Below are 2,197 nucleotides of genomic sequence, written 5' to 3'. Positions count from 1 at the left end.
GGCCGAAACGGACTTCCTGCGCATCGCCAAGCCGGAAGAGATCAAGATCTGCGACCCGGCCTGTGGTTCGGGGCACATGCTTACCTATGCCTTCGACTTGCTCTATGCCATTTACGAGGAGGAAGGCGTTGATCCCGCCGAGATCCCGGAGAAGATCCTCACCCACAACCTCTATGGCATCGAGATCGACGAACGCGCCGGGGAGCTGGCCGCCTTTGCCCTAACGATGAAGGCCCGCGCCAAGCAGCGTCGGTTCTTCAACAAGGGCGTCAAGCCGAACATCTGCGTGTTGGAAAATGTCCACTTCGACGAGGGTGAGCTGAAGAACTACATGAATTTTGTTGGTCGCGACCTGTTCACCGCGCCGCTGCAAACCACCCTGCGCCAGTTCGAAGAGGCCGACAACTTCGGCTCCCTGATTCGTCCGGATGTGACCGACGTGGACGGCATGCTCAGGATTCTGGAGTCAAAAAACGTCTCCGGCCAGCTGTTTATCAGCATGACCCATCAGAAGGTGCTGCAAGCCCTGCAGCAGGCTGATTACCTGAGTCCCAAATACCATGTGGTGATTGCCAATCCGCCGTATATGGGGCGGAGCAATATGAACCCCACCCTAAGTAATTGGCTTCGCAGTAACTTCGAAGCTTTCAGTTCAGACTTATTCTCGGCTTCGGTTAAACGGTTCAGCGAATTACTTGTATCAAGTGGCTGCGTTGGATTTATGACGCCTAACGTATGGATGAGCATTTCGACACACGAGGCTTTGCGTTTACTCCTAACTGAGCGGTATTCCATTTCTAATCTTGTGGAGCTTCCTCTATCTGGCTTTAAAGGCGCCACTGTCCAAATCTGTGCCTTCACTCTCGAAAGCGGTCGGAGAGATCTTGTCGGCAACTACATCAGGCTGGTGGATTTCAAGGGCGGCGATGAAGAGATGGCATTTTTTACGCGCCAAGCCGCAGAAGATAGGTCTGTAGGTTGGCGCTTCGAAGCCAAGAGTAGTCAATTCGCAAAGATTTCCGGTTCTCCAATCTCATACTTCGTCACCGAAAGAATGATGGACGCCTTCTCTGGTGCTGATCTGTTTGAAGAGCATGCTACTCCGCGCCAGGGTCTTGGCACGACGAACAATGGAAGGTTTGTGAGATCTTGGGCGGAGGTATCTTTTGGCAAGGTTGGGTTTGGATGCGCTAACAAGTTTCAGGCCCTCGCATCTGAGAAGAAATGGTTCCCTTACTCGAAGGGCGGAGGTTTCCGCCGCTGGTTTGGAAATGATTTCGATGTTGTTAATTGGGAGAGGGATGGGGCCGAAATTCGTGCCAATCTCATTGGGAAAAATCCAAATATACCGCGTTCGGAAAGCCATTATTTTAAAGAAGGTATTACGTGGGGCTTGATTACAAGCGCAAACTTCAGCGCACGCCTCTCGCCGCAAGGTGGAATTTTTGATGTCGGGGGTTCAAAGGCTTTTCCACAAGCTGAAGATCGGCCGTATTTCTTGGGCTACCTAAACAGTAGCTTATCTTCGAAACTTCTAAAGGTACTGAACCCAACTTTGAACTTTCAAGTGGGAGATCTGAAACGGCTGCCTATAAAGGGCATTTCCGAAACAAGACGCCCAGTGACAAGCACGGTTAATCAGCTGGTTATACTTTCTAAAACCGACTGGGACTCCTACGAGACCTCCTGGGACTTCACCTGCCTGCCACTGCTGAGTCTGGACTACCGCCAGCCAACCCTGAAGGCCACCTACCAGAAGCTCCGCGCACACTGGCGGGAGATGACGCTGGAGATGCAGCGGCTGGAGGAAGAGAACAACCGCATCTTCATCGAGGCCTACGGCTTGCAGGATGAGTTGAAGCCCGAGGTGCCGCTGAATGAGATCACCCTGACTTGCAACCCTCACTACCGCTACGGTAACGACAAGAGCGATGAAGAGTTGGAGGCGCTGTTACTGGCCGACACCATACGCGAGCTGGTTTCCTATGCCGTGGGCTGCATGTTTGGCCGCTATGCACTGAACAAGCCAGGGCTGATCCTGGCCAATCAGGGCGAAACCATCGAGGACTATCTGAAGCGGATTCCGGAGCCCAGCTTTCCGGCGGACGAAGACAACGTCATCCCTATGCTCGACGGCGACTGGTTTACCGACGACATTGCCGAGCGCTTCCGCAAGTTCCTGCGCGTGGCTTTTGGC

1 protein-coding gene is annotated in these 2,197 nt (G+C 53.2%); it reads left to right on the top strand.

What is annotated here, in order from left to right; all coding sequences use genetic code 11:
- Window positions 1-2,197, top strand: a 2,197-nt coding sequence (gene pglX / locus RQ738_RS13535; protein ID WP_314165842.1) for a BREX-1 system adenine-specific DNA-methyltransferase PglX, incomplete at both ends; no start/stop codon positions are given.

This window comes from Sulfuriflexus sp. (assembly GCF_032250955.1).
Lineage (GTDB): Bacteria > Pseudomonadota > Gammaproteobacteria > AKS1 > AKS1 > Sulfuriflexus.
This window is presented reverse-complemented; position numbering and strand designations above follow the sequence as displayed.